The sequence below is a fragment of the Azospirillum isscasi genome, from assembly GCF_030849505.1.
In the GTDB taxonomy this organism is placed as follows: Bacteria; Pseudomonadota; Alphaproteobacteria; order Azospirillales; family Azospirillaceae; genus Azospirillum; species Azospirillum isscasi.
In genome coordinates this window covers 25,117-51,848 of record NZ_JAUJFI010000004.1, presented here as the reverse complement: position 1 = coordinate 51,848, position 26,732 = coordinate 25,117, and the positions used below count along the sequence as shown (strand labels likewise).

Genomic DNA, 26,732 nt, shown 5'->3' with positions numbered 1-26,732 from the left:
CTCTCAACGGAAAAGGCCGCGCCCGGAGGCGCGGCCTTTCGCGTATCGACTGGTCGCGTGTCGGCTGGGCCGAACGGTCAGCGCGAGTAGAACTCGACGACCAGGTTCGGTTCCATCTGGACCGGGTACGGAATGTCGGCCAGCAGCGGGACGCGGACGAAGCGGCCCTTCAGGGCGCCGGTGTCGACTTCCAGATAGTCCGGGATGTCGCGCTCACCCGAGGCCACGGCCTCCAGGATGAGGGCCATCTGCTTGGACTTGGCGCGCACCTCGATGGTGTCGCCTTCCTTGATCTGGGCCGACGGGATGTTCAGGCGGCGGCCGTTGACCAGGATATGGCCGTGGTTGATGATCTGGCGCGCGGCGAACGGGGTCGGCGCGAGCTTCATGCGGTAGACCACCGCGTCCAGGCGGCGCTCCAGCAGGCCCACCAGGTTCTCGCCGGTGTCGCCCTTGCGGCGCACGGCCTCGGCGTAGATGCGGCGGAACTGCTTCTCGCCGATGTTGCCGTAGTAGCCCTTCAGCTTCTGCTTCGCCATGAGCTGCAGGCCGTAGTCGGACGGCTTCTTGCGGCGCTGGCCGTGCTGGCCCGGGCCATACTCACGCTTGTTGATCGGCGACTTGCCACGGCCCCAGAGGTTGACGCCGAGGCGGCGATCGATCTTGTACTTGGACTGTTGACGCTTGGCCATTTTGGTCCTCGATGAAACACGAGTTGGTTTTGTCCCGGTAGTTCCGCGGAACAGGCCGCAGACGGGGCGCAAACAAGAGGCACGCCCGCTTTCCCAGGAGTGAAGGCGCGCACTATACGGATTCGGCGCGCCTTGTCAAACCATGAGTCGTCAAACCATGAGTCGTCAAACCATGAGTCGTCAAACCATGAGTCGTCAAACGGTGAATCCAAGACGGAGCGTCAGCAGCACTCGTCCTCAAGCTGGCGCAGCATGGCCAGCCCTTCCTCGTCCTCATGCTCCTCGAACAGATCGGAGATGTAATAGACGTTGGCGCAGAGCAGGCACAGCCCGTCCGCCTGACGCTTCAACGGATCGTCGGCCACGGCCAGCTTCGCCCGGAAGCGTTCCCAGAAGGCATTGGTCTTGGCCGGGTCGTCGATGTGCATGTAGAGGCGCTCGATGATGCGGCGGGAATTGCCCTCGCAGTCGATGCCCTTGAAGGAGACGTAGCGGTCGGGAGTGTCGGTTGCGTCCACGGTCGTGTTTCCCAGCAATGAGGCGGCGTTGACCTTTCTCATCGCGGAAGGCGGGTCCAGGGACAAGACCCGCTGCACGAACGGCGGGCGGACGGCGTGAACGGCGGGTGTCCTGCGCGAACGGTTCGCGCCTTCACCGCTCAGGCGGCGTGCGACAGTTCCTCAGCGCTGAATTCCAAAAGCGTGTTCAGCCGCTGCGGGGTCAGCGCCTCGATCCCCTCGTGCCACATCACCTCACCGAACAGGTCATGCAGCGCGGCGAGACGCTCCGGCGCGAGCCCGGCGAGGCGGTCGCCGTAATACTCCACCACGAGCTGGTCCACATAGGCGCGGTCGTCGTCCAGGAAAGCCATGGCCTTTCTCCTCGTCATCGTGGCGCCCGCCCGATGCGGGCGCCGGCCATGGCCCTGTTCTACGCCGATGCCGGAGCGGAGCGATTGAGACGGATCAACCACCGCGGGATGTCACAAGGCGGTGGGAACAACCCTGATGCGCGCAAGGGGAAGAGCTTCAGAGGGCCAGCAGTTTCTTCAGCCGCTCGATCCGCCCGCGGCTGACCGGCACGCGGGGGGAGCCGGGCGCGGCCATGACGAAGGCGGCCCGCCCGTCGCTGCGGTCGATGGCCTGGGCGTGGCGCAGATTGACCAGATAACGGCGGTGCGCCCGCACGAACTGCCGCTTGTCGAGCCGCGCCTCCAGCTCCGACAGGGAGAGGGAGCAGAAGAAGGCCCCATCCACCGTGTGAACCCGCGTGTAATGGCCGTCGGCCTGCACATAGACCGCGTCGGCGGGATCGATCAGCACCACGCCCTGGCGCGTCGTGATCGGCAGCTTGACCAGCGGCGTGACGGGTTCGGGCACCGCATCGGCGGAGGGTGGAGGACCCGGTTCGGGCGGGATGCCGGCCGTCTTCCCGTTCACCTCGAACAGCATCAGGGCCAGCGCGGCGCCGCCGCCCGGCGGCAGGGCGGTGGCCTTCACCACGATGGTCCGCCCCGGCAGCGCCACCATCATGGAGCTGGCCACCGCCGGGGAGTCCGGATCGTGCGCCGCGGCCAGCAGAAGCTCCACCTTCGCGCGGCTTCCCGGCGGGTGCAGGTCGTGCAGGCTGGCGCCCAGCAGCGGACGGTCGCGGCCCAGCATCCGCGCCACGGCGGCGTTGACCGACACCACGCGCCGGTCGCCGTCGAGCAGGACGAGGCCAACGTCCATATGCTGCAGGGTGTATTCCATGAGGGGCAGTATAGGCCGCGTTTCCCCCCGGAAGGAAAGAGGTTACGCTTCGCCCTTGCGGCGTCCGGTCAGCGCGGCGATGACGCCGTGGAAGGTGCGGACCTCCTGTTCGGTCATCTGCATCCGCTCAAGCGCGTTGCGCAGGGTGCGGACCATGGAGGGGCGCTTCTCCGGCGTCGTGAAGAAGCCGGTGCGGTCCAGGTCGCCTTCCAGATGCTCGAAGAAGTTCAGCAGTTCCGCCTTGGTCGCCGGGCGGGTCTGGCCGGTGTGCAGCACGCGGTCCGGCGGGATCTCCCCGGTCTGGAACCACTCGTAGCCGATCAGCAGGACCGCCTGCGCCAGATTGAGCGAGGAGAAGGACGGGTTCAGCGGCACGGTGATCAGCTTTTCCGCCAGCGTCAGGTCGTCGTTGACCAGCCCCGTGCGCTCCGGCCCGAACAGCACGCCCGTCTTGTGCCCGGCGTCGAAATGGGCGCGCAGTTCCCCCGCCGCGACGCGGGGCGTGACGAATTCCTGGATCATGCCGCGGGTGCGCACGGTGGTGGCGAAGACCACGTTCAGGTCGGCCACGGCCTCCGCCGTCGTGTCGTAGAGCTTCGCCCCGTCCAGCACGAGGTCGGCGCCGGACGCCGCGGCCACCGCCTTCTCGTTCGGCCAGCCGTCGCGCGGCTTCACCAGACGCAGCTCGGTCAGGCCGCAATTCAGCATGGCCCGCGCGCAGGCGCCGATGTTCTCGCCAAGCTGGGGCTGCACGAGAATGATGGTCGGGCCGCCCAGGACGGAGGGCCGGTTGGGGTCTTTGCCGGAGGTCATCGGTTCAGGACAGTGCGTGGTGTGTCGGCGGGGTGATAACGCGCCGGGGGCGCCGGCGGATTTTCACCACAAAGACACGAAGGACACAAAGGGTTTCACGGGCGGGCGCCGTTCAGCCCGTTGCACGGGTGTCTTCCCGAAGCCGGTGAACCACAGAGACACAAAGACACAGAGAGCACGTTGGAAACAGCCAGCCAGCCGCACGCATATCTCTTTTTTCTCTGTGTCTTTGTGTCTCTGTGGTGAAAAACGCGGCGGCAAGGCCGAACGCCGCCCCTTCGAAAACCTCTTCGTGAGAATCTTTGTGTCCTTCGTGTCTTCGTGGTTCACCGCCCGCAAAGCGGCACCCCGCAAAGCACCAACGTCACCCCCGCGACACCGCCCCGCCCTTGAACAGCTTGAAGGTGTAGCTGTCCACCAGCGCCTCCATCGACGCTTCGATGATGTTGGTGGAGACGCCCAGCGTGGACCATTCCGACCCGTCGCCGTTGCGCGAGCGGATCAGCACGCGCGGCATGGCGCCGGTGCCGTCCTTGGCCGCCAGGATGCGCACGCGGTAGTCGGACAGCTTCACCCCGTCCAGCAGCGGGTACAGCGGCTCCAGCGCCTTGCGCATCGCGGTGTCCAGCGCGTTCACCGGGCCGTTGCCCGACGCCACCTCGTGATACTCCTTGCCGCCGATCTTCACGCGGACGACGGCCTCGGACTCCACCACCAGTTCGCCCTTGGCGTTGTAGCGGCGCTCGTCGGTGACGTGGAAGCGCTTCAGGGTGAAATAGTCCGGCACCTCGCCCAGCTCGCGGCGGACCAGAAGCTCGAAGCTGGCCTCGGCGGTGTCGTAGGCATAGCCCTCGGTGTCGCGCTGCTTCACGAGGTCGAGCAGGCGGTTCAGCCGCTCGTCCTTCGGGTCCACGGCCATGCCCATCTCGCGCAGCCGCGCGATGACGTTGGAGCGCCCGGCCTGGTCCGACATGACGATCTGCCGGCGGTTGCCCACCGATTCCGGCGCCACATGCTCGTAGGAGGACGGGTCCTTCTCCACGGCGGAGACGTGCAGCCCGCCCTTGTGGGCGAAGGCGCTGGCGCCGACGTAGGGGGCGTGGCGGTTGGGCGCGCGGTTCAGCCGCTCGTCGAACTTGCGGCTGATTTCGGTCAGCAGCGGCAGGTCGGCGGGCTTGATGCCGACGTCATGGCCCATCTTCAGCATCAGCGACGGGATGAGGGAGACGAGGTTGGCGTTGCCGCAGCGCTCGCCCAGCCCGTTGATGGTCCCCTGCACCATCCGCACGCCCGCGCGCACAGCGGCCAGCGAGTTGGCGACGGCGTTCTCGGTGTCGTTGTGGCAATGGATGCCCAGCCGGTCGCCGGGGATGCCATGCTCCCCGATCACCTGGCGGACGATCTCGTCGATCTCGTGCGGCAGCGTGCCGCCGTTGGTGTCGCACAGCACGACCCAGCGGGCGCCCGCCTCGTAGGCGGCCTTGACGCAGGCGGCGGCGTAGGCCGGGTTGCGCTTGTAGCCGTCGAAGAAATGCTCCGCGTCGAACAGCGCCTCGCCCTTCGCGGCCTTCAGGGCGGCGATGCTGTCGGCGATCAGCTCGATGTTCTCCTCGCGCGGGATGGCCAGCGCCACATCGACATGGAAGTCCCAGGTCTTGCCGACGATGCAGACGGCGCGCGCCCTGGACTGGATCAGGGCGGCGAGTTGCGGGTCGTTGGCGGTGCTGCGGCCCGGACGGCGCGTCATGCCGAAGGCGGTGAAGGTGGAGCGGGCGAGATCCGGCGCCTCGGCGAAGAACTGGTCGTCGGTCGGGTTGGCGCCGGGCCAGCCGCCTTCCACATAGTCGATCCCCAGCCGGTCGAGGTCGCGGGCGATGGCGATCTTGTCGGCGACGGAGAAATCCACGTCCTGGGTCTGCGCCCCGTCGCGCAACGTGGTGTCATAGAGATAGATGCGTTCGCCCGTCATTGCCGCCGCCCGAAAGAAGGTCATAGGACTGTCCGAAGGGCCGGAAGAATGGACGATGCGCCCCGGCATCTCAATGCTTTTGATGGGAATCACCATGGATGCGGGGCTTTGCCGCGTCGGCCAGGCGACGCAATGGAGGTAATAGGACAATTGTACTGACCGAATAAACCATTGTCTGTGCTACACGGGCGGCCCTTCGCATGGCGCCCGTCTCACGGGTGCGGTACTCTTTTCTCGCTGGCTGCCGGCTGATCTGTATGATCACCGGCCTTTCCGAACGGATGGATTGGACGCTGTGATTCCTGCGGGTGACGACGACGGGAACAAGCTCGTCATGGTGATCGACGACGAGCGCACGGTTTTGCAGGCCCTCAACCTCCTCCTGGAGATGTGGGGGTACCGGGTCGTCACCGCAGAGAGCGAGGGCGAGGCCGTCGACCGCCTGTCCGCCGCCGGGGAAACACCGCACGCCATCCTGGCCGACTACCGTCTGCGCGAAGGGCGCACCGGCGTGGAAGCCATCGACCGCATCCGGGCGGAGGCCGGAGCGGAGGTGCCGGGCGTCATCATCACCGGCGACACCTCCACCGACGGGCTGCGCGACGCCCGCGCCCGCGGGCTGACCGTCCTGCAGAAGCCGGTGCTGCCGCCCCATCTCCAGGCCGTGCTGACCAAGGTGCTGCGGGAGCGGCCCGCCGGCACGGCGTGAAGGGGCGGACCGGCATGGGCGCTCCCTTACCGCCACCCCGGCCGGCGCCACCGGAGCCCAAACGCGCCCACACCGCCGATCCCGGCGGCCGGCTGTTCCGCTCCTGGGAAAGCTGGCTGGTGTTCGGGCTGGGGCTGCTGCTGACCGGCCTCGCCTGGCTGCTGCTGACCGAACAGAACCAACGGCTGGCGGAAGCGCGCTTCCGCGCCCTGACCCGCGATCTGAACGGCGACATCACGGCACGGCTGGACACCTACGAGCAAATGCTCCAGGGCGCCGTGGCGATGGTGGACGCGGGCGGCGGGCAGGTCAGCCGGACGGAGTGGCGCACCTACGTCACCGGCCTGCATGTGGAGGACCGCTACCCCGGCATCCACGCCATCGGCTACGCCCGGCGCGTGAAGGCCGCCGACCGGGAGCAGCACGAGGCGTCGCTTCACGCCGCCGGCTTCTACAACTACCGCGTGACGCCGGAAGGCGAACGGCCCGAGTATTTTCCCATCGTCTACATCGAGCCTTTCGCCAGCCGCAACCTGCGGGCCTTCGGCTTCGACATGCACGCCGAGCCGACCCGCCGCGCCGCCATGGAACGCGCCCGCGCCAGCGGGGCCGCCGCGGCCACCGCCCGGCTGCGGCTGGTCCAGGAAACCGATCAGGACGTGCAGCCCGGCTTCCTCATCTACGTGCCCGTCTACGACCAGCACCAGCCGCTGACCACCGCCGCCGACCGGCGGGAGGCGCTGCTCGGCTTCGTCTACAGCCCCTTCCGTGCGCACGACCTGATGCGCAGCATCATGAGCCAGGGCGCGTCCGAATTCCTGGACGTCCGCGTCCATGACGGGGGGGAGGCCACGCCGGACTCGCTGATGTTCGATTCCGCGTCCGGCCGGGCGGCGGCCTTTCAGGACGTCCGCCACATCGACGTGTTCGGGCGCCCCTGGACGCTGGTCCTGTCCGGCACCGGCGCCTTCGAGAAGAGCGTGGCCAGCGCCACGCCGCGCGCGGTGCTGTTCGCCGGCCTCATCATCACGCTGCTTCTGGTCGCCACCGTCAATTCGGTGCTTCAGGACCGCGACCGCATGGCGGAGCTGCGCCGCAGCTACGACGCGCTGGCGCTGGCGCGGGCGGAGGCGGAGCAGGCCAACGCCGCCAAATCGCGCTTCCTGGCCGCGGCCAGCCACGACCTGCGCCAGCCGCTCCAAACGCTGGGCATCTATCTGCACATGATCGGCGAACAGGCGGAGGGTCCGGCCCTGCGCAAGCTGGTGGACGCCGCCCGCGACGGGTTCGAGGCGACCCAGCGCCTGCTGAACTCGCTGATGGACATCGCCATGCTGGAGACCGGCGTGATCAGCCCGCAGCTTGCCGAGCTGGACCTGCCGGTCTTCCTGGAGCGCATCTGCGAGGAAGGCCGGCTGGAGGCGGCGGGCAAGGGGCTGGGCTTCCGCGTCACCTGCGGCGGCGCCCGCGTGACGACCGACCCGGCGATGCTGGAACGGATCGTGCGCAACCTGCTGAACAACGCGCTGAAATACACCCACAGCGGCACCATCCGGGTGACCTGCCGGCAGGCGCGCGGCTTCACCGCCATCAAGGTGCAGGACACCGGCCCCGGCATCCCCCAGGACCGGCTGCACCTGATTTTCGAGGATTTCTACCAGATCGGCAATCCGGAGCGCGACCGGCGCAAGGGCCTCGGCCTCGGCCTCGCCACCGTGGCGCGGCTCAGCCGCCTGCTCGGCTACCGGGTGCGGGTGCTGTCGCGTCCGGGCCGGGGCGCCATCTTCCTAGTGGAGATCCCGGACGAGGCCGACGGCCCCAGCCGGACCGGCCAGACGGTGGACACGGCGGCCTGACGCCGGAGGGCTCTTGGCAATCGCCGACGCCGCGGGCATCCGGTTCCATCGGGGAAACGCCGCACGGGTGACGGCGTTTGCCCCAGTCGGCACCCGAGTCGGCGCCCGAGTCGGCGCCCGAGTCGGCGATTGCCAAATCCGGAACCGGATCAGGCTGCCGCCGGCCGTGCCGCCCGCACGCGCATCAGCATCCACACGGCGGACACGCCGGCCAGCTTGGACGCGAGGCTGGCCGCCCAGACGGTCGGGTCCCAGATGTCGAGCATGCCGAAGAACAGCGCCGTGTCCACCGGCACCGACAGGGCGGCGCTGATCCACAGCCGGTCGCGCAGCGGGCGGCGGGTGACGGTGAAGACGCCCCAGTCGATCACCTCCGACACCGCGAAGGCGGTGACGCTGGCCATGGCGACGAAGGGATCGGCCAGCAGGAAGGACAGCACCGTGGCGCCCAGCATGGCGGCGAGCGACCAGTGCCCGTAGCGGACCTGAACCATGTCGCGCAGGACGAAGATCAACCCGGCCCAGCAGGACCACAGCAGGTCCAGATGCGGCGCGAGGCTGAAGGCGTAATTGATGGCGAGTACGCTGCCGATGTAGGCGGCGAGCCAGAGCATGAGCGGAATCCTCCAAAAGCCACCCGCGGAAATACGGGCGCGAACGACGGCGCCACCCGCGTGAATGCGAGCGCTCCGCGACGGTCTTGTAGCAGATGCGGGCCGTTGGCGTGAACCCTCGGCGCTCGATACCCCGGGCACGGCGCATCCGGCGGGAACGGCTTACCCCTTCGTCGGTTCCCCGATTTAGCCGCGGCCCCTAGCGCGTCCGGACGATGCCCCGGCGCGTTCGTTCGGGGAGGCGATGCGAAAGAGACCCCGGAAGGCATAGGCGATGGCGGCGGCAGGCATGACACACGGGTTGGGCGGCGGCGCGCGGGACCATTCCCTGGACGCGGCGCGCAGCCTGCTGATGATCCTGGGCGTGCCCTACCACGCGGCGCTGATCTACACGCCGGGCTACGACTGGGTGATGAATTCGCCCGACGGGATCGTCTGGATCGGGCTGTTCGCCGACCTCATCCACAGCTTCCGCATGCCCGCCTTCTTCCTGATTTCCGGCCTGCTGATCGCCCACAGCCTGCGCCGCCACGGGCCGCGGGCGGTGCTGACCTCGCGGGCCTCAAGGCTGCTGGTCCCGCTGTTCGCCATGGCGGCGACCCTGAACGTCGCGCAATTGTGGATGGAAACCCGCGCGGTCGATCCGGGCCTGACGGCGGCGGAATTCTTCGCCCGGACGGTCCCCGCGGCCTTCCACAGCGGCGGACTCGTCTATCACCTGTGGTTCCTGGTGGAGCTGTCGGTCGGCGTTCTGGCGCTCTGCCTCGCCTATCCGCTGCTGGCCGCGCTGCACCGGCGGATGGCGGAGCGCGCTCCGGGGCTCGCCCGCTGGCTGGCCGACCCGCCGGACTGGCTGCCGCCGCTCCTGCTCAGCCTCGTCATGATCGGGGTGCTGGGGTTCGACAACCTCTCCCCCCTGCTCCTGGCGCCGCTGGTGCCGACCAACTCCACCGCGGTGAGCATCGTCACCTCGGCGGGCTTCTTCACGGTCGGGGTGCTGATCGCCCATTGGCCGGGCGGGGCCGCGCGCTACGCCAAGGCGAGCTGGGGCGTGGCGCTGACCTTCCTGCTGTGCTTCGCCATCCATATCGGGATGGTGGGCGTGGAAAAGCCCATGCCGGTCCGGTTTCTGGACGAGGCGCTGCGCGCCGTCGCCGCCTGGTCGGCCTTCCGCTTCGTCCTCGGCCTGATGCAGGCGTATTTCTCCGCGGAGAGCCGCCGGGTGCGGGCACTGTCGCAGGCGTCCTACACGATCTACCTGCTGCACCATCTGGTGGTCATGGCCCTGGGCTTCGCCCTGCTGGCCGTCCCCGCCCCGCCGCTGCTGGAGTTCGCCGGGATCACCGCGGTGGGGCTGGTCCTGCCGCTGGCGGTCCATCACGGTCTGGTGCGCCGGTCGCCGACGCTGCGCTTCCTGCTGAACGGCGTTCCGCCGGGCCGGAAGAAGGAGCGGACCGGGCCGGCGCGCGACCGCGAGGCGATGGCGCGCCGGCCCGGTTAACGCATCAGGCCCGCTTCCAGGTCGTGCCCTGCGGCCCGTCCTCCAAGAGGATGCCCTGGTCGGCAAGCTCCTTGCGGATGCGGTCGGCCTCCGCGTAGTTCTTGGCCTTGCGGGCGGCCAGACGGTCGTCGATGCGCTGCCGGATGTCGGCGTCCGACAAGTCCGCGGCCCCCTTGGGCGCCCAGCGGAACCACGCCTCCGGGTCCTGCTGGAGCAGGCCCAGCGCCTCGCCCGCGGCGCGCAGCGCGCCCTTGGCGGCGGCCTTCTCCGCCTCGCCCGCCGCCTTGTTCACCGCCGAGGCCAGCTCGTGCAGGTGGGAAATGGCGAGCGGGCTGTTGAGATCGTCCTCCAGCGCGGCCAGCACGTCGAAGGGCAGTTCGGCCGCCGCCGGAGCGGGGTCGCCGCGCAGCGCCTGGTACCAGCGGTCGAGCGTCGCCTTGGAATGCTTCAGCCCTTCGCGGGTGAAGTCCAGCGGCTGGCGGTAATGGGCGCTCATCAGCGTCAGGCGGATGGCCTCGCCGGGGAACTCGTCCAGCAGCTCGTGCACGGTGAAGAAGTTGCCCAAGGACTTGGACATCTTCTCGCCCTCGACGGTCACGAAGCCGTTGTGGACCCAATAGCGGGCCAGCGGCGCGCCGTCATGGGCGCAGCGGCTCTGCGCGATCTCGTTCTCGTGGTGCGGGAAGATCAGGTCCAGCCCGCCGCCGTGGATGTCGAAGGTCACGCCCAGATGCTCCTTCGCCATGGCGGAGCATTCGATGTGCCAGCCGGGCCGCCCGCGGCCCCACGGGCTGTCCCAGCCGGGCTGGCCGTCGGCGCTCGGCTTCCACAGCACGAAGTCGGAGGCGTCGCGCTTGTAGGGGGCGACCTCCACGCGGGCGCCGGCGATCATCTCGTCCAGCGAGCGGCGGGACAACTGCCCGTACTCCGCCATCGACGGCACGGCGAACAGCACATGGCCTTCCGCGGCGTAGGCGTGGCCGCGCTCGATCAGCACCTGGATCAGCGCGATCATGTGGGCGATGTGGTGGGTGGCCCGCGGCTCGATGGTCGGGCGCAGCGCGTTCAGCGCGTCCATGTCGGCGTGGTAGAGGTCGGCGGTGCGCTTGGTCAGCGCCTCGATCGGCTCCCCGCTGTCGCGCGAGCGGTCGATGATCTTGTCGTCCACGTCCGTGATGTTGCGGACGTAGGTGACCGCCGGGTAGAGCCGTTGCAGCAGCCGGAACAGCAGGTCGAACACCACCACCGGGCGGGCGTTGCCGATGTGCGCGGTGTCGTAGACCGTGGGGCCACACACATACATGCCCACCCGGTCCGGGCTCATCGGCTCGAAGCGTTCCTTGCGGCGGGTCAGCGTGTTGTAGAGGTCCAGCGGCACGGCGCCATGTCTCCTGTAAGGGGTCTTCCAATCCCCCTCCCCCCTCCGGGGAGAGGGTCGGGGTGCGGGGGAAACGCCGGCTCCTTGCAGAGCGTGTCCGGCCTCCCGGCCGCCCCCCGTCCTAACCTTCTCCCCAGGGGGGAGAAGGAATTCTCAGGCCGTCTCTCCCGCGAGGCGCTTGCGCGCCCGGGATCGGCCGATCAGGGGTAGCAGGTTCTTCAACTCCGGTCCATGGTCCCGCCCGGTCAGCGCGCGGCGCAGGGGGAGGAACAAATCCTTGCCCTTCCGCCCCGTCTTCGCCTTCACCGCCCCCGTCCAGGCACCCCAGGTGGAGAGGTCCCAGGGTTCTTCCGGAAGCAGGGCCGCCGCCTCGGCCAGGAAGGCGGGGTCGTCCGCCACCGGGGCGACCGGGGCATGGGTCACCGCCCACCAGTCGCGGGCCTCCGCGACGCGCGACAGGTTGGGGCGCACCGCCTCCCAGAAGGCCGCGTCGGCCTCGGCCAATCCCAGCGCGGCCAGTTCCCCGGCCACCCGCTCGAAGGGCAGCAGGTGGAGGATGCGGGCGTTCAGCCGCAGCAGCTCCTCCGGGTCGAATTTCGGGGTGGCGCGGGACACCTTGGCGATCTCGAACTCGGCCACCAGCTCGTCCAGGGTCAGCCGCGGCTCGATGGCGTCGGAGGTGCCGAGCTTGGCGAGCAGGCTGGCCAGCGCCATCGGCTCGATCCCCTCCTCCTCGCGCAAGGACGCCACGGACAGGCTGCCCAGCCGCTTGGACAGGCCCTGCCCCGCCGCATCGGTCAGCAGCGGCAGATGGGCGAAGACCGGGACGGCACCGCCGACAGCCTGGAAAATCTGGATCTGCACCGCGGTGTTGGCGACGTGGTCCTCGCCCCGGATGACGTGGGTGATGGCGAGGTCGGCGTCGTCCACCACGCTGGTCAGGGTGTAGAGCGGGCGCCCGTCCTCGCGGATCAGCACCGGATCGCTGAGCGCGGAGCCTTCGAAATGCACCGGCCCGCGCACGAGATCGGTCCATTCGACCGGCGCGTGCTCCAGCCTGAAGCGCCAGTGCGGCTTGCGCCCTTCCGACTCCAGGCGCGCGCGGTCGGCATCGTTCAGGCGGAGCGCCGCGCGGTCGTAGATCGGCGGACGGCCCTGCGACACGAGGCTGGCGCGCTTGAGGTTCAGCTCCTCCGGCGTCTCGTAGCAGGGGTAGAGCCGCCCGGCGGCCTTCAGCGCCGCGGCGACCTCGTCGTAGCGGCCATAGCGGTCGCTCTCCCGCGCGAAGCGGTCCCAGGTCAGGCCGAGCCAGGTCAGGTCCCGCTCGATCCCCTCCGCGTATTCCGGCTTGGACCGTTCCTCGTCCGTGTCGTCCAGGCGCAGCAGGAAATTGCCGCCCGCCTTGCGCGCGAACAGCCAGTTGACGAGCGCGAGGCGCACATTGCCCACATGCAGGAGGCCGGTCGGGCTGGGGGCGAAACGGACGGCGACGGACATGCGGGCATCATTCGAAAGTCGGACAGGGGGCGGCAGTCGTAGCACGCCCCGCGCCGCTTCGAAAGACGCCCATCAGGGCTTGCAGTAATCCTCCGGGGAGACGATCTCCGTGACCGTCACGACCGTCTTGTCGGGGACGACATATTCCTGCACGCCGCGGATGTCCGCCGCCGCCGGGTCCCAGTTGTAGGTGTAGCCCAGCCGCGTCCAGGGATAGCCGGTGCCGCTCATCGCCGGATCGCGCTTGTAGGAAAAGACCATCTGGTTGGCGAACCAGTCCACATAGGCGCCCTGGCCGTCGGCCACCCTGATCTGGTTGCCGCACTGGGTGGCTGCGGTGTCGGGGTCGGCGCAGGGGCGGAAGATGCCGGCCCGGGTCGGGCCGTTGGCCTGCTTCTCGATGGTGAAGCGGACGAAGCGTTCGTTGCGGTTGGCCTCCGTCGCCGGCTTCAGGCCCAGAAGCTGGTGCAGCTTTTCCAGAACCTGCCCGCGCGGGAAGTTGCGGCAGACCGTCTGAAGCTCCGGCTCCACGGAGATCCACATCCCATAGGAGTTGTCGATGGTCACCGGCTGCCCCTCCTTCCCGTCCGCCCAGGCGGTGTTGCCGGTCAGGGACAGGGCGCGCACGGGATAGGCCAGCGGCGCCAGGGGCCGGACGTTGGCCTCCTGGAAGATGGCGCTGCGGTCGATGGCCTGATCGTACAGCGCACGGTCGCTCGCCGGGTCGCCCGAGACACATCCATAAAGTGCAAACACACAAACGAATGAGAAGATATATGATTTGTTCATGAATTTTCCTCCCCTCCAAGTTGACGTTTCCGTTGTAGCACGACAACCCGCACAGGACGAGCGCACCCGCCTCTCCACAATTTCCAGCGCAAAGGTATGGTTTCGAATGAAACAATTCTTGCGCGGGCCGGTGGGCAGGGCGATGCTGTTCCCATGTGCGGGCCACGGGTCCGCGGAACCAATTGGAACGGGAGAGCGGCCATGAAGCTGGCCGAAGCCCTGCTGCGCGCGCTGAAGGACCGCGGCGCACAGGCCATGTTCGGGATTCCGGGCGATTTCGCCCTGCCCTTCTTCAAAGTGGCGGAGGAAACGCGGATCCTGCCGCTCCACACGCTGAGTCACGAGCCGGCGGTGGGCTTCGCGGCGGACGCGGCGGCGCGCTACAGTTCGACCCTGGGGGTGGCGGCGGTCACCTACGGGGCGGGCGCCTTCAACATGGTCAACGCGGTGGCCGGCGCCTACGCCGAGAAGTCGCCGGTCGTCGTCATCTCCGGCGCGCCGGGCACGACGGAGGGCAACGCCGGCCTGCTGCTGCACCACCAGGGCCGTACGCTGGACACCCAGTTCCAGGTGTTCAAGGAGATCACCGTGGCCCAGGCCCGGCTGGACGACCCGGCCAAGGCCCCGGCGGAGATCGCCCGCGTGCTCGGCGCCGCCCGCGCCCTGTCGCGCCCGGTCTACCTGGAAATCCCCCGCAACATGGTCAATGCCGAGGTCGGGCCGGTGGGGGACGATCCCGTCTGGCCGGTGGACCGCGACGCGCTCGCCGCCTGCGCGGACGAGGTTCTGGCGGCCATCCGGGCGGCCTCGTCGCCGGTGCTGATGGTCTGCGTGGAGGTCCGCCGCTATGGGCTGGAGGCCAAGGTGGCGGAGCTGGCGCAACGGCTGGGCGTGCCGGTGGTGACCACCTTCATGGGCCGCGGCCTGCTGGCCGACGCGCCGACCCCGCCGCTCGGCACCTACATCGGCGTCGCGGGCGACGCGGAGATCACCCGGCTGGTCGAGGAGTCGGACGGGCTGTTCCTGCTCGGCGCCATCCTCAGCGACACCAACTTCGCGGTGTCCCAGCGCAAGATCGACCTGCGCAAGACCATCCACGCCTTCGACCGGGCGGTGACGCTGGGCTATCACACCTACGCGGACATCCCGCTGGACGGGCTGGTGGACGCCCTGCTGGAACGGCTGCCGCCGTCCGACCGGACCACCGGCGGCAAGGCCCCGCACGCCCACCCCACCGGCCTCCAGGCCGACGGCGAGCCGATCGCCCCGATGGACATCGCCCGCGCCGTCAACGACCGCGTCCGCGCCGGGCAGGAGCCGCTGCTGATCGCCGCGGACATGGGCGACTGCCTGTTCACCGCCATGGACATGATCGACGCCGGGCTGATGGCGCCGGGCTATTACGCGGGCATGGGCTTCGGCGTGCCGGCGGGCATCGGGGCGCAGTGCGTGGCGGGCGGCAAGCGCATCCTGACGGTGGTCGGCGACGGCGCGTTCCAGATGACGGGGTGGGAGCTTGGCAATTGCCGACGGCTGGGCATCGACCCCATCGTGATCCTGTTCAACAACGCCAGTTGGGAGATGCTGCGCACCTTCCAGCCCGAATCCGCCTTCAACGACCTGGACGACTGGCGCTTCGCCGACATGGCGGCGGGCATGGGCGGCGACGGGGTGCGGGTGCGCACGCGGGCGGAGCTGAAGGCGGCGCTGGACCGGGCCTTCGCCACCCGCGGGCGCTTCCAGCTGATCGAGGCGATGATCCCGCGCGGCGTGCTGTCCGACACGCTGGCCCGCTTCGTCCAGGGGCAGAAGCGCCTGCACGCCGCGCCCAGGGAATAAGCGCGGGGGGAGTAGGCGCGAACGCTGCCGTGGGGTAGGGTTTCCGGCAACCCTCCCCCACCGGGCGGGACATCGGAACCACGGAGGAAACACCCATGGCGGACAAGCCGTTGCGGATCGCGGTCGTGCTCTCGGGCTGCGGCGTCTATGACGGGGCGGAGATTCACGAGGCGGTGTGCACCCTGCTGGCGATCAGCCGCGCCGGGGCGGAGGCGGCGTGCTTCGCTCCCAACGTCCCGCAGGCCCACGTCGTCAACCACCTGACCGGCGAAGAGGCGGCGGAGACCCGCAACGTCCTGGCCGAATCCGCGCGCATCGCCCGCGGCAAGGTCGCCGACCTCGCCGGTTTCGACGCCGCCGCGGTGGACGCGCTGATCTTCCCCGGCGGCTTCGGCGCCGCCAAGAACCTCTGCGACTTCGCCTTCAAAGGGCCGGACTGCACGGTCAACCCGGACGTGGAGAAGGCCGTGCGCGCCATGCGCGACGCCGGCAAGCCCATCGGCGCCCTGTGCATCGCCCCGGCCATCCTGGCGACGCTGCTCGGCGCGGAGGGGGTGGAACTCACCATCGGCTCTGACGCCGGGACCGCCGCCGCCCTGGAAAGCCTGGGGGCGAAGCACCGCGTCACCGGCCATGGCGCGATCGTCATCGACCAACGCCTGAAGGTCGTCACCTCCCCCTGCTACATGCTGGACGCCAGCCTCGCCCAGATCGCCGAAGGGGCGGAGAACACCGTCCGCGCCCTGATCGAACTGGCCCGCTAAGCTCTTGCCGCGCTTGCGCCTGGGGCAAGGTGCCGAAGCGGGATACCCCCTTCGGCACCGCCGCGGCGCAACAATTCGTTAACCATAAAAGCCCACCCTGTCCCTGCTTTCGGGCAAGATTTATTCAGGGACGAGGACGGCGATGACCTGCATTGTTGGCTTGGTGGACGGCGATCGTGTGTGGATGGGCGGTGACAGCGCGGGCGTGAACGGGCTGGACATCACCGTGCGCGCGGACACCAAGGTGTTCCGCAACGCCGACATGCTGATCGGCTTCACCAGCAGCTTCCGCATGGGCCAGCTTCTTCACTACCGGCTGGAGCCGCCGCACCGCGACGCCGAGTCCGACGTCTTCCGCTACATGGTCGTGGACTTTGTGGACGCCGTGCGCGGCTGCCTGAAGGACGGCGGCTACGCCCACCGCTCCAACGACGTGGAGACGGGCGGCACCTTCATGGTGGGGTACGAGGGGCGGCTGTTCTCCATCCAGTCGGACTATCAGGTGGGCGAGGCCGTGCGCGGCTATCACGCCATCGGCTGCGGGTCCGACTACGCGCTGGGCTCGCTCGCCTCCACGGCCGGCCTGCCGGCGGAGGAGCGGGTGCTGAAGGCGCTGGAATGCGCCGAACTGTTCAGCGGCGGCGTGCGCGCGCCCTTCACCATCCAGTCGATGGTCCGCCGCCCGCATCTGGCGCTCACTGAAGCGGCGTAAAGCCACAATAGAATTCAGGACTTCCCGCGCCGTTTTCGCCATCCGGCAAGACGGCGCGAAGTCATGCCCGCGTTTCACAAAACTGTGCTATAGGGACGCCGCTCCGTCCCATAGAGATGGAGAAGAAGAAAACCATAAATACAGTGGGTGTTAGAGAATGGTTGACCAAACTGTTGGCGATGCTGATCGTTTGATTGGCGAAGAGTCTCGCGCGATTTCCGGCCGGGTCCATGGCCTTCCGGCCTTCTGCAATTCGCCTTATTTCGTGTTCCCGGCGATGATCCTTCTGCTGATCATGCCGCTGTCGATCATTTTCCACCCGTCCTGGATCGTTCCGCTGGCCGAGCTTTACGCGCTCGGCATGATGGTGACGATCATCCGTCTGACGCGCGGGTGAGGAGCAGGTCTTGCCCCCTCCCTGACCCTCCCCCGCCTTTGGCGAGGGAGGGAATCAATCTCCCTCTCCCGCGCAGCGGGGGAGGGCCGGGGAGGGGGCAAAAACTCACGCAATATTCCCGAACCCGTTCGTAATCGGATAGCGCCGCTCGCGGTTGAACAGGCGGCGGGTGATCTTCGGGCCGGGAGGCGCCTGGCGGCGCTTGTATTCGGCCAGATGCAGCATGCGCCAGACCTTGTTCACCACCTCCGGCGCATGGCCGCGGGCGACGATCTCCGGAACGCCCAGGTCCTTTTCGACCAGACACTGCAGGATGTCGTCCAGCTCGTCATAGGGCGGCAGCGTGTCCTGGTCGGTCTGGTTGGGCTTCAGCTCCGCGGTCGGGGCCTTGACCAGCACCCGCTCCGGCACGACGCGGCCCGCCGGGCCAAGCGCGCCCTCCGGCAGATGCGCGTTCCGCCAGCGCGAAATCGCGTAGACCGTCGTCTTGTAGACGTCCTTCAAAACGGCGTAGCCGCCGCACATGTCGCCGTACAGCGTGGCGTAGCCGACCGACATCTCCGACTTGTTGCCGGTGGACAGAACCATGGCGCCGAACTTGTTGGACAGCGCCATCAGCGTGATCCCGCGGGACCGCGACTGGATGTTCTCCTCCGTGATGTCCGGATCGCGCCCCGCGAAGGCGGGCAGCAGCATCCGCTCGAACGCCTCCATCGCCGGGACGATGGGAACGGTGTCCAGCTTGCAGCCCAGCAGTTCCGCCGACTCCGCCGCGTCGTCCAGGCTCTCCTGCGAGGTGTAGGGCGACGGCATCATCACCCCATGCACCCGGTCGGCGCCCAGCGCGTCCACCGCGATGGCCGCGGCCAGCGCCGAGTCGATGCCGCCCGACAGGCCCAGGATCACGCCGGGGAAGCGGTTCTTGTTCACATAGTCGCGCAGGCCCAGCACCAGCGCCCCATAGATGGCCTCAAGCTCCTCCGCCGGGGCGATGCGCTCCGCGTCGGCGCAGTGCCAGACGTCGTCGGCGCCGCGCTCCCAGCGGGTGATCAGCAGATGCTCGGCGAAGGCCGGGGCCTGCGCCACCAGCCGGCAATCGGCGCCCAGCGCGAAGCTGGCGCCGTCGAAGACCAGCTCGTCCTGCCCGCCCACCTGATTCACATAGAGCAGCGGCAGCCCCGACTCGGTGACCCGCTGCACGGCGAGCTGGACGCGCTGGTCGTGCTTGCCCAGCTCGAACGGGCTGCCGTTGGGAACGACCAGGATCTCCGCGCCGCTCTCCGCCAGCGTCTCGATCACGTCGGTGGACCACATGTCCTCGCAGATCGGAACGCCCAGCCGCACGCCGCGGACGTTGATCGGGCCGGGCAGCGGGCCGGGGACGAAGACGCGCTTCTCGTCGAAGACGCCGTAGTTCGGCAGGTCCACCTTGAAGCGGATCGCCGCGACCGTGCCACCGTCGAGCAGCAGCGCGGCGTTGTGGCATTTGCCGCCGTCGCGCCAGGGCGCGCCGACCAGCAGGGCCGGACCGCCGTCCGCCGTCTCCGCCGCGAACTCCCGCACCGCCGTCTCCACCACGTCGAGGAAGAAGGGCTTCAGCACCAGATCCTCCGGCGGGTAGCCGGTCACCACCAGCTCCGGGCAGACCATCAGGTCGGCGCCGCGGGCGGCGGCCTCCGCCCGGGCGTTGCGGATGCGGTCGATGTTGGCGGTGATGTTGCCGACGGTCGGGTTGATCTGGGCCAGCGCGATGGAAAGGCGGTCGGTCATGGCGGCGTCGTCCGGGAAAGCGGCGGGTCGGCGACACCGTAGCAGCCGGAGGACGGGCGCGGAAGCGCCACACGGAATGGGGGAACCGCCCCGCCGGCCCCGGTGTTGCCAGGACGACGGAATGCCAACGGAAGGAGAACCGGTCATGCAGGGTTCCGGCGCGACGACCTCCGTCTGGATGGACCGCGGCGGGGCGGCGATGCCCGCCGGAACCGTCGCCCCCACCGCCGCCGCTCTGGGCGCGCTGCGCCCGGACGTGATCGTCGTCGGGGCGGGCATCGCCGGGGTCACCACGGCCTATCTGCTCCAGCGCTCCGGCAAGTCGGTGCTGCTGCTGGACGACGGGCCGCCCGGCGGCGGGGAGACCGGGCGCACCACGGCGCACCTGTCCAACGTCATCGACGACCGCTTCACCGAGATCGAGCGATTGCACAGCGGATCCGGCGCCCGCATGGCCGCGGACAGCCACGGCGCCGCCATCGACGCTATCGAGCGGATCGCCCGCGAAGAGCGCATCGACTGCGGCTTCGCCCGCGTCGACGGCTATCTGATGCTGGCGCCGGGGCAGGACCCCGCCCTGCTGGACCGCGAGCGCGACGCCGCCCGCCGCGCCGGTCTGGACGATGTGGAGCGGCTGGACCGCCCGCCCATCGGTCATCCCGGCCCCTGCCTGCGCTTTCCCCGGCAGGCGCGCGTCCACGCGCTGGATTATCTGGCCGGGTTGACCCGCGCCTTCCTGGCGCGCGGCGGCGCGCTCGCCACCGGGGCGCACGTCTCCGCGGTCCGGCAGGACGGGGAGCGCGCGCGGATCGAGGCCGGACCGGACCACGCGGCGGTCGAGGCCGCGGCGGTCGTCGTCGCCACCAACTCCCCGATCAGCGACCGCTTCGCCATCCACTCCAAGCAGGCGCCCCACCGCACCTACGCGATTTCCGTCCGGGTGCCCAAGGGCAGCGTGGCCGACGCCCTCTATTGGGACACGCTGGACCCCTATCATTACGTGCGGCTCCAGCCGGAGGCCGACCACGACCGGCTGATCGTCGGCGGCGAGGACCACAAGACCGGCGAGGCCCGCGACATGGCGGAGCGCTGGGCCGCGCTGGAAGGCTGGACCCGCGCCCATTTCCCCCAGGCCGGGGCGGTGGAGCACCGCTGGTCCGGGCAGGTGATGGAGCCCTTCGACGGGCTGGCCTTCATCGGCCCCGACCCGGCCTATGGCGGGCGCGTCTTCGTGGCGACCGGCGACAGCGGCATGGGCATGACCCACGGCACCATCGCCGGGCTGGTCCTGTGCGAGCTGATCCATGGCAGCGGCAGCCCCTGGGCCGCCCTGTACGATCCCGGACGGAAGATGACCAGCACGCTCGGCACCTACCTGCGCGAGAATCTGGATGTGGCGCGCCAGTTCCTGCCCTACGTCCGGGGGCCGGAGGTCGAGGGGGAGGACCGCATCCAACCCGGCCAGGGCGCGGTGCTGAAGTCCGGCGGCTGGCCGGTGGCCGTCTTCCGCGACGAGTCGGGCGCGCTGCACCGCCGCTCCGCCATCTGCCCGCATCTGAAGTGCGTGGTGCGCTGGAATCCGGGCGAGCGGAGCTGGGACTGCCCCTGCCACGGCTCCCGCTTCGCGGTGGACGGGACGGTTCTGAACGGTCCGGCCACCCAGCCCCTCGCGCCCGTTGGGGACTCCGCAAGCAAAAACTGATAAAATCCTGCGAGACCGAAGGGTTTCGACCGGGCGTTGCATGAGGGCTGCGACGAATTAACCTGTGGTAAAGGAGTCCGGTACGATCATACCCTCACGGCGAAACGATCACGCGCGGGAGGCGGCGATGTATTACTCGGAACTGTCCGGGCCGACTGGGACGACCAGCACGGCCCTGCAACAAGCGAACAACGCCAAGAAGGCAGCCGAGAGCAAGGCGGCGGACGGCGGCAAGGCCGCCGCCACCACGACCGACGCCCAGGCCCCCGCCAAGAGCGCCAGCCCGGCCTACACGATCAGCCAGTCCATGGAAAACCTGCTCGACACCCTGTCGGGCAAGAAGGCCCCGGCGGCGGGTGCCGACGGCGCCAGCGCCGGTGCGGCGGGGTCCGACGCCGCCGGCAGCAAGACCGGCGCCCAGGCGATGGCCGACCGCGCCAAGGAAGCCGAAAGGATCATGCAGGACGCGCTGAAGCAGTCCAAGGGTCTCGCCGGTCTGTTCGAAAAGGCCATCGACAACATGTCGGGCGACCTCGGCAGCCTGCTCGGCGGGCTGGGCATGTCGGACGACGACGTGAAGGGCGCCGTCGGCGATTTCGGCAGCGCCATGAAGGACAAGCTGAAGTCCATGGATTTCAGCCAGATGGGCATGAGCATGGAGGAAGCCCGGTCCCAGTGGTCCATCGAATCCCGCGGCATGGAGCTGACCATCCAGGACGGCGACAAGTCGGTCCGCATCTCCTTCGCCAAGTCCACCCTGGACTTCACCCGTGAGGACCGCAGCCTTCAGGCCACGCTGAACGGCGACGGCTCGGGCAGCGCCATGTTCTCCGCCGCCTCGACCAAGGTCTCCGGCAAGGCCACCGGCATGATCGTCCGCGCCGAAGGCTTCAGCGAGGACGAGATCAAGGGCGTGCTGGAGAAGCTGAACACCATGGCTTCGAAGGGCGGGATGAGCGGCCTCGGCGCGCTGACCCCGACCAAGAGCGCCGACGGCGTGATGCACCTGAACCTGGACCTGTCGCAGCCCATCGCCGGCCTGACCGACGGCAGCGGCGCCGGCGCCGCCGCCGCGGGCAGCACCCCGGCGGACACCGCCCAGAAGGTGGACATCAAGGCGTAACGCACACGTCGTGCCCGCATCGCCGTTGCGGTCTGTGATAAATGGACACTGGCCCTTGCCGTCAGGCCGGTTGCCCGTATAGAAGCGAATTCGAATGTTTCGGAGACCCGCTTCCCCATGACCGACCGCAACGCCGTGCTGGCCACGAACCGGGCTTTCTACCGGGCCTTCACCGAGCGTGACTTCCCCGCCATGGACCGGCTGTGGGCCTCCCGCCTGCCCGTGTCCTGCATCCATCCCGGCTGGACCATCCTGTTCGGCCGGGAGGCGGTGGTGTCGAGCTGGCGGGACGTGCTGCGCGCCCCCCGCGGCCCGGCGGTCGAGGCGCGCAACGAGCGCGTCAGCCTGTACGGCGACACCGCGGTCGTGCTGTGCGAGGAGGTTCTCGGGAATGCCGTTCTGGCGGCGACGAACCTGTTCGTGCGCGAGGACGGCGAATGGCGTCTGGCCCACCATCAGGCCGGCCCCGTCGCCGAACCGGCGTCCCAGATCCTGTCCTCCCCCGACCGGCCCCCGCCCGGCGGCCTTCTGCACTGACTGCAAAGGCTGGCCACAAAGGCTGGCCGCAAAGACTGGCCGTGGAGGCTGGCCGCGAAGGCTTCGCCGTTCACCGGCGGTCCGCCGCCGCTCCTTCCAGGTGCCAGATCAGGTCGCCCACCACCCGGTCCGCCGCAATGCGGTCGGGGTCGCTGTTGGTCAGCGCCACCGCGGCCCAGCGATGGGCGCGCGAAAAGGCGATGTAGGCGTTGAAGCCGCCGGTGGACCCGGAATGCCAGAGGATCGGCGTGCCGTCCGCCGCCCAGGCGACGAACCAGCCCAGCGCCATCGCCCCCTGCCCCAGCGCCCCCGGATCGCGCAGCGCCCGCCCATCCACCTGCACCGACTGGGCGAGCGCCAGAGTCGCGGCGGTCGCGGCGTCGCACGCGGATTTCCCGGAACCGGCGCAGTCGCCCAGATTGGCGCGCAGCCAGCGCAGCAGGTCGTCGGCGGTGGAGTAGAGCCCGAAGGAGGGCTGCATGGCCGGCGCCTCCCAATCCGGCACCACCTGCCCGCGGGCATGGCCCACCGCCTTGCGGGCGCGCTGCTCCGCGCCGGGGGCCAGGGTGGTGTCCTTCATCCCGAACCGGTCGGTGACCACCCGCTTGAGCAACGTCTCGTAGGGAATGCCCGACGCGGTGGACAGCGCCTCGCCCAGCACCGCCATGCCGACGTTGGAGTAGCGGAAGCGCGTGCCCGGCGGCACCGGCAGGCTGAAGCCGGACAGCCACGCCGCCACCTCCTCCCGGGTCAGCGGCTTGTAGGGGTTGCGCGGGTCCTCCAGCCGGCTCCAGGAGAAGCGCGGGGTTTCCGGCACGTTGGGCAGCCCCGCCGTGTGGGTGGCGAGGTCGAGCAGGCGGATCGGTCGCCCGTCGAAATCCGGCGCGTGGACCGGCTTGGGCAGGTGGCGGGCCAGCGGGTCGGTCGGGGCGACGCGCCCGGCGCGGATCAGCTCGGCCAGGATGGTTCCGGTGAAAGGCTTGGTCAGCGAGGCGATCTGGAACAGCGTCCGCCCGTCCGGCGGGCCGCCGTCGGGCCGTCCGCTGTCGCCGCGCCCGACCACGATGCTGCGCCCGTCGCGGATCACCCCGACCACGATGCTGCCCGGCCCGGCCTCCGCCAGACGGCGGTCGGCCAGCGCCGTCACCGCCTCTCCCAGACGGTCCGGGCCCAGACGGTCCGGGCCCACCGCATCCGCCGGAGCCGGGGCCGTCGCCCAGACGGTGAGCGCAAGAAACGACACGACACCGAGCACCGGCCTCCGCATCCCCAGCCTCCGTCATCGGCGCGCGGAATGGGTGCGCCGAGGGTGAGAGTGGGAAGCCGCCCCGCCCCCCGGTACGCCCGCGGACGGAGATCACGCCAACGGAGCGGATGCCTCCGGGCGGGTTAGACCGGTGAGGAGCGGTTTACTCGGTCGGAATTTCCGCCTGCGGCGGACGGCGGTCCTTCACGATCGTCAGGGGCACGTCGTCGGCGGCGATCTCGATGATCGGCTGGCCGCCGAGCAGGTTGGGGCACTGCTTCACCTGGGTGAAGGCCATGAAGAAGTCGGCCTTGCGCCAATCCAGCCCGGTGCCGTTGACCAGCTTCAGCCAGGGCGGCAGTTCGAAGCGTACGGCCAGCGTGTTGCCGCAGACCGACAGGGTGTACTGGCGCGGCGGCGGCTTGCCGCCGTTCTCGCGCTCCACCAGCGCAACCAGCTCGGCCAGCGCCTCGTGCTGGGAATTGCCCCAGTAATCCAGCTCGAACCGGCCGTCCGCGCCTTTCAGCCCGCCGGTGAACTGGTTGTAGTAGACGTACTGGTTGGGGTGCAGGCTGCCGAGCTGCCACGCGTACAGCACGGCCACCGCGATCGCGGCGGAGGCGTACGCCTGCCCCGGACGCCGGCCCAGCCCTTCGGCCCCGGTCCACAGCCGGTCGAAGGCGATGCCGGCCATGACGGCCATCGGCGGCGCCACGAACAGGAAATGGCGGATGCCGTTGTAGACGGACGGACGCATCAGCATGAACAGCAGGATCGGCAGGAAGGCCGCCAGGGCCAGCGGCACCCAGCGCACCGCGCCGAACGCCCCGTCCACGCTCCGCCAGCCGCCGCGCAGCACCCACAGGACGGCCAGCACCACCGCGGCCAGGGTGCCCAGCAGCACCGCCTCCGGCAGCTTCACCCCCAGATAGACCGGCAGGTAGAGCGCGGGCGGGGCCGCGGAGCTGACCATCTGCCCCATGAACAGCGTCTGGATGTCGATGGGAAAGTGCGAGACGACGCGCAGCGCCTCCAGCGGGTTCAACGGCTTCTGCACCGCCCAGGGCCAGAACAGCGCCATCAGCCCATAGGCCACGGGGATGGCCGGCAGCAGGGTCGGGACGGTCCGCCGGGTGACGCCCAGCGCCGCGCCCAGCCCGCCGCGCCACGCCACCAGGACCACATAGAGCGCCAGCGCCACCGCGAGGTAGAATCCCGCCAGCACAGCCCCCACCCGGATCGACAGGGTCAGGCCCAGCGCCAAGCCGAACTTCAGCACCGCGCTGCGGCTCGGGGCCGGCATCTGGCCGATGATGCGGGTGGCGAAATAGAGCGTCCACACCATGCCCGCGGCGAAGGGCACGTCCTTGGTGTTGTTGAACATGGCGCCGTAATAGACGCCCGACAGCGCCAGCAGCGCCGCCGCCAGGAAGCCCGCCCGCGGCCCGGCCAGCAGCCGCGCGTAGCGCCAGCAGCCGGCGATGCCCAGCACGCCGACCAGCGCACAGAGCAGGTGGCGCGTCTCGTACTCCTCGAACGGGGAGATCGGGACCAGCAGGGCGGTGACCAGATCGAACAGCCCGCCGTACAGGTACAGGTCCTTGAAATGGAAGGCCGACCGGTCGGTGAAGCCGGACAGGTAGAAGGACAGCAGCTTCTTGCCGTAGATGTGCTGCACCTCCTCGTCCGTGCTGATCCCGTAATTGCGGAAGGTCAGCGCGGCGAGGATGATCAGGCACAGCAGAAGCGCGCGCGCCATGTCGTCCCACAGGGCGCCGGCGCGGCGCTGGGACAGCAGGCCCGCCGGGGGCGCCGCCCCCAGGGGATTCAGGCCGATGGGCGGCATCAGGCTCATGCAGGGCGGTCCTCGGTCCCGGGCCGGCGGTAGGCCCCCGGAGCGGCCGCCGGGGCCGCGGTCTCGTCCTCGAAGCCGTGCGCGGAGCGGACGATGTAGAGGGGGCGCCCCTTCACCTCGTTGAACACGCGGCCCAGATAGTCGCCGATGATCCCAAGCGTGATGAGCTGGATGCCGCCAAGGAACAGCACCGCGGCCAGCAGCGATTCATAGCCGGGCACGTCGATGCCGTGGAACAGCGTGCGCAGAAGGCGGACGATGATATAGATGAAGGCGAAGCCGGAAATCGCCATGCCCACCAGACTCCACACCCGCAAGGGAAAGGTGGAGAAGGCGGTCAACCCGTCGAAGGACAGGCTGAGAAGCTTCAGGAAGCCCCATTTGGTCTCGCCGCCCGCGCGCTCTCCCTGCTCATAGGGGATGCTGGCCTGACGGAAGCCGACCCAGGCGAAGATGCCCTTCATGAAGCGCGTGCGCTCCGGCATCCGGTTGATGACGTCCACCACCCGCCGGTCCATCAGCCGGAAATCGCCGACCTCGCGCGGCAGCCGGATTTCCGACAGGTTGTCGAAGATCCAGTAAAAGGCGCGGGCGAACATCCGGTGCTTCAGGCTCTGCCCAACCCGCGCGTTGCGCACGGCGACGACCACGTCGTAGCCGTCCCGCCATTTGGCGAGGAATTGGGGCAGCAGCTCCGGCGGGTGCTGCAGGTCGGCGTCCATCGGCACCACGGCGTCGCCGGTGACGTGGCGCAGCCCCGCCGACAGGGCCAGCTCCTTGCCGAAATTGCGCGACAGATCGACCACCTTCACCCGCGGGTCGCGGTCGTGCACGTCCAGTAGGCGGTCCAGCGTGTCGTCGCGGCTGCCGTCGTTGACGCAGACCACCTCCCACTCCGCGTCCAGCCGGTCGAGCACCGGCACCAGCCGTTCGAACAGCGCCGCGATGTTGGGGCCTTCGTTGTAGAAGGGGATCACCACCGACAGGCGCCCCCGCTTCATGCGGGCGGAGCGCGACGGCTTCGGTACGGAAACGGCATCGCCGGCACGGTCGCCGGCGAGGGGAGGAGCCACCAGAGTGGGCGCGTCGGTCAGGGACATGGCCGGCCGTTGGGTCAGATCGTCACGAGCCGGGATAACGGGTTCCGGGCAGGCGTCCCCGGCGGGGCGCTTAGCCCTTTGGCATATAGCACGATACATGGGAATGAGCAAAACGCCT

The 26,732-nt window shown here is 69.4% G+C and carries 24 protein-coding genes; 10 read left to right on the top strand and 14 right to left on the bottom strand.

The window, feature by feature from the left end; genetic code table 11:
- Positions 1 to 77 precede the first annotated feature (77 nt).
- From rpsD to cimA, 6 genes are all read right to left on the bottom strand, one after another.
- Positions 78 to 692: a 30S ribosomal protein S4 gene (rpsD, locus tag QSG27_RS02130; RefSeq protein ID WP_306703504.1), complete on the bottom strand. Its 615-nt coding sequence runs from the start codon at positions 690 to 692 to the stop codon at positions 78 to 80.
- 221 nt (positions 693 to 913) lie between these two features.
- A complete protein-coding gene (cowN, locus tag QSG27_RS02125; protein WP_094303160.1) occupies positions 914 to 1,210 on the bottom strand; it encodes a N(2)-fixation sustaining protein CowN in 297 nt (98 codons plus the stop codon).
- Between the two features lie 140 nt (positions 1,211 to 1,350).
- Positions 1,351 to 1,563: a hypothetical protein gene (locus QSG27_RS02120; protein WP_306703503.1), complete on the bottom strand. Its 213-nt coding sequence runs from the start codon at positions 1,561 to 1,563 to the stop codon at positions 1,351 to 1,353.
- Between the two features lie 157 nt (positions 1,564 to 1,720).
- Positions 1,721 to 2,443, bottom strand: coding sequence for a PAS domain-containing transcriptional regulator (locus QSG27_RS02115; protein ID WP_306703502.1), 723 nt, complete (start codon positions 2,441 to 2,443; stop codon positions 1,721 to 1,723).
- A gap of 42 nt (positions 2,444 to 2,485) precedes the next feature.
- On the bottom strand, positions 2,486 to 3,256 hold the full coding sequence (locus tag QSG27_RS02110) for an RNA methyltransferase (protein WP_306703501.1): 771 nt from the start codon (positions 3,254 to 3,256) through the stop codon (positions 2,486 to 2,488).
- Between the two features lie 364 nt (positions 3,257 to 3,620).
- A complete protein-coding gene (gene cimA, locus QSG27_RS02105; RefSeq protein WP_306703500.1) occupies positions 3,621 to 5,225 on the bottom strand; it encodes a citramalate synthase in 1,605 nt (534 codons plus the stop codon).
- Between the two features lie 334 nt (positions 5,226 to 5,559).
- On the opposite strand from cimA, the gene QSG27_RS02100 reads away from it, so the two are divergent.
- The gene (locus QSG27_RS02100; RefSeq protein ID WP_306703499.1) at positions 5,560 to 5,934 is read left to right on the top strand and encodes a response regulator; all 375 of its coding nucleotides are present in this window, start codon (positions 5,560 to 5,562) and stop codon (positions 5,932 to 5,934) included.
- 14 nt (positions 5,935 to 5,948) lie between these two features.
- On the top strand, positions 5,949 to 7,790 hold the full coding sequence (locus QSG27_RS02095; RefSeq protein ID WP_306703498.1) for a CHASE domain-containing protein: 1,842 nt from the start codon (positions 5,949 to 5,951) through the stop codon (positions 7,788 to 7,790).
- Between the two features lie 149 nt (positions 7,791 to 7,939).
- Here the strand turns inward: QSG27_RS02095 and QSG27_RS02090 are convergent, their stop codons facing one another.
- Positions 7,940 to 8,404, bottom strand: a complete 465-nt coding sequence (locus tag QSG27_RS02090; protein WP_306703497.1) for a preQ0 transporter — start codon at positions 8,402 to 8,404, stop codon at positions 7,940 to 7,942.
- A 289-nt stretch (positions 8,405 to 8,693) separates the two neighbouring features.
- On the opposite strand from QSG27_RS02090, the gene QSG27_RS02085 reads away from it, so the two are divergent.
- On the top strand, positions 8,694 to 9,905 hold the full coding sequence (locus tag QSG27_RS02085) for an acyltransferase family protein (RefSeq protein WP_306703496.1): 1,212 nt from the start codon (positions 8,694 to 8,696) through the stop codon (positions 9,903 to 9,905).
- Between the two features lie 4 nt (positions 9,906 to 9,909).
- On the opposite strand, the gene cysS is transcribed toward QSG27_RS02085, so the two are convergent.
- The 3 genes from cysS to QSG27_RS02070 all read right to left on the bottom strand — a co-directional run bounded on the left by cysS (position 9,910) and on the right by QSG27_RS02070 (position 13,536).
- Positions 9,910 to 11,283, bottom strand: coding sequence for a cysteine--tRNA ligase (gene cysS / locus QSG27_RS02080; RefSeq protein ID WP_306703495.1), 1,374 nt, complete (start codon positions 11,281 to 11,283; stop codon positions 9,910 to 9,912).
- Between the two features lie 153 nt (positions 11,284 to 11,436).
- Positions 11,437 to 12,780: a glutamate--tRNA ligase gene (gltX, locus tag QSG27_RS02075; RefSeq protein WP_306703494.1), complete on the bottom strand. Its 1,344-nt coding sequence runs from the start codon at positions 12,778 to 12,780 to the stop codon at positions 11,437 to 11,439.
- 72 nt (positions 12,781 to 12,852) lie between these two features.
- The gene (locus QSG27_RS02070; RefSeq protein ID WP_306703493.1) at positions 12,853 to 13,536 is read right to left on the bottom strand and encodes a hypothetical protein; all 684 of its coding nucleotides are present in this window, start codon (positions 13,534 to 13,536) and stop codon (positions 12,853 to 12,855) included.
- A 234-nt stretch (positions 13,537 to 13,770) separates the two neighbouring features.
- On the opposite strand from QSG27_RS02070, the gene ipdC reads away from it, so the two are divergent.
- The 4 genes from ipdC to QSG27_RS02050 all read left to right on the top strand — a co-directional run bounded on the left by ipdC (position 13,771) and on the right by QSG27_RS02050 (position 17,281).
- Complete coding sequence (gene ipdC / locus QSG27_RS02065) at positions 13,771 to 15,408, top strand: indolepyruvate/phenylpyruvate decarboxylase (protein ID WP_306703492.1); 1,638 nt, start codon at positions 13,771 to 13,773, stop codon at positions 15,406 to 15,408.
- A gap of 95 nt (positions 15,409 to 15,503) precedes the next feature.
- Positions 15,504 to 16,172 (top strand): isoprenoid biosynthesis glyoxalase ElbB, encoded by a 669-nt coding sequence (gene elbB, locus QSG27_RS02060; protein ID WP_306703491.1) that lies wholly within the window; start codon positions 15,504 to 15,506, stop codon positions 16,170 to 16,172.
- A gap of 142 nt (positions 16,173 to 16,314) precedes the next feature.
- Entirely contained in the window at positions 16,315 to 16,884 is a 570-nt protein-coding gene (locus QSG27_RS02055) for a hypothetical protein (protein ID WP_306703490.1), read from the top strand.
- 157 nt (positions 16,885 to 17,041) lie between these two features.
- On the top strand, positions 17,042 to 17,281 hold the full coding sequence (locus QSG27_RS02050; protein WP_306703489.1) for a hypothetical protein: 240 nt from the start codon (positions 17,042 to 17,044) through the stop codon (positions 17,279 to 17,281).
- 105 nt (positions 17,282 to 17,386) lie between these two features.
- On the opposite strand, the gene QSG27_RS02045 is transcribed toward QSG27_RS02050, so the two are convergent.
- Complete coding sequence (locus tag QSG27_RS02045; protein ID WP_306703488.1) at positions 17,387 to 19,051, bottom strand: NAD+ synthase; 1,665 nt, start codon at positions 19,049 to 19,051, stop codon at positions 17,387 to 17,389.
- Between the two features lie 145 nt (positions 19,052 to 19,196).
- Between QSG27_RS02045 and QSG27_RS02040 the strand changes: the two genes are divergently transcribed.
- The 3 genes from QSG27_RS02040 (at position 19,197) to QSG27_RS02030 (ending at position 22,413) form a co-directional block, all read left to right on the top strand.
- On the top strand, positions 19,197 to 20,753 hold the full coding sequence (locus QSG27_RS02040; RefSeq protein ID WP_306703487.1) for an FAD-dependent oxidoreductase: 1,557 nt from the start codon (positions 19,197 to 19,199) through the stop codon (positions 20,751 to 20,753).
- Between the two features lie 127 nt (positions 20,754 to 20,880).
- A complete protein-coding gene (locus QSG27_RS02035; protein ID WP_306703486.1) occupies positions 20,881 to 21,876 on the top strand; it encodes a hypothetical protein in 996 nt (331 codons plus the stop codon).
- A 117-nt stretch (positions 21,877 to 21,993) separates the two neighbouring features.
- Positions 21,994 to 22,413, top strand: a complete 420-nt coding sequence (locus QSG27_RS02030) for a nuclear transport factor 2 family protein (protein ID WP_306703485.1) — start codon at positions 21,994 to 21,996, stop codon at positions 22,411 to 22,413.
- A 70-nt stretch (positions 22,414 to 22,483) separates the two neighbouring features.
- On the opposite strand, the gene QSG27_RS02025 is transcribed toward QSG27_RS02030, so the two are convergent.
- From QSG27_RS02025 to QSG27_RS02015, 3 genes are all read right to left on the bottom strand, one after another.
- The gene (locus QSG27_RS02025) at positions 22,484 to 23,656 is read right to left on the bottom strand and encodes a serine hydrolase (RefSeq protein ID WP_306703484.1); all 1,173 of its coding nucleotides are present in this window, start codon (positions 23,654 to 23,656) and stop codon (positions 22,484 to 22,486) included.
- Between the two features lie 166 nt (positions 23,657 to 23,822).
- A complete protein-coding gene (locus QSG27_RS02020; RefSeq protein WP_306703483.1) occupies positions 23,823 to 25,514 on the bottom strand; it encodes a glycosyltransferase family 39 protein in 1,692 nt (563 codons plus the stop codon).
- The gene (locus QSG27_RS02015) at positions 25,511 to 26,614 is read right to left on the bottom strand and encodes a glycosyltransferase family 2 protein (protein WP_306703482.1); all 1,104 of its coding nucleotides are present in this window, start codon (positions 26,612 to 26,614) and stop codon (positions 25,511 to 25,513) included. The genes QSG27_RS02020 and QSG27_RS02015 overlap by 4 nt, the downstream gene beginning before the upstream one ends.
- Positions 26,615 to 26,732: the final 118 nt, after the last annotated feature.